Below are 836 nucleotides of genomic sequence, written 5' to 3'. Positions count from 1 at the left end.
CCATTGCTGCGTCGTCACCAATTTGTTCAACGAGGTCAATCTGGTCGACGGCGACAAGGTGCTGGAAACGCTGCCGGTGGCCGCGCGGGGAAGGATGGGGTGAGACCGACGCGCCCGAACTGAACGCCACTCAGCGTTGAAGAACTGGACCCAGCGCCGCTTTCAATGGATCGAGGGCGTCGCCGTAGAGTTTCCAGCGCTCGACTGAGGATGAATAGATCGGCTGGCGCACCTGCCAGCGGCTCGGCGTCCGCACCGTGCGCTCGGTTTCGTGGAAACGGAGGCAGGCATCGTCCCATTCGATCCCGAGGAACCCGATCAATCCACGCGCTCGGTTTTCGAAATCGGCCACCGTTTCTTCGTAGGGCATGTCGTGGATATCAAGCGGGACGACCTTGGCCCAATGGCGCATCAAGCGATCATATTGCCGGTAATACTGCCCCAGCTTGTTCAGATCGGCATTGTAGCCATGCGCTTCGGAAAAATTATGCATGAAACAGGACGTGCAATTGTCCATCGGGTCGCGCCGGCAATGGATGATGCGGGCATTTGGCAAGATGAGGCTGATGAAGGCCAGCAGTTCGAAATTGTGCGGCATCTTGTCGACGACCAGCCGCGCCTTGCTGTTGCGCTTGTTGAGATCGTCAAGATATTTCGAGCCAAGCACTTTCGCCTTGGCCGGAGTGAGCGCCGCCATAGCCTTGGTGAAGACAGAAGGATCGAGCTTGTCGAACCCGAGTTCACCGGCCAATGAGCGAATGGTCGGCAGTTCGCCCGCGCCATAGATTTCGCGATGACTGGCGCATATCTGCTCGGTCAGCGTTGTTCCCGACCGT

At 58.4% G+C, this 836-nt stretch carries 1 protein-coding gene; it reads right to left on the bottom strand.

Annotated elements, in window-relative coordinates:
- Positions 1 to 130 precede the first annotated feature (130 nt).
- Positions 131 to 836 (bottom strand): sulfotransferase (locus EN893_RS36040; protein ID WP_164901494.1); only part of this gene is annotated, 706 nt, incomplete at its 5' end.

It is taken from the genome of Mesorhizobium sp. M7A.F.Ca.CA.004.04.2.1 (assembly GCF_004022825.1).
In the GTDB taxonomy this organism is placed as follows: Bacteria; Pseudomonadota; Alphaproteobacteria; order Rhizobiales; family Rhizobiaceae; genus Mesorhizobium.
Note: the sequence above shows the minus strand (reverse complement) of the source record. Positions and strands in the feature narration are given on the sequence as shown.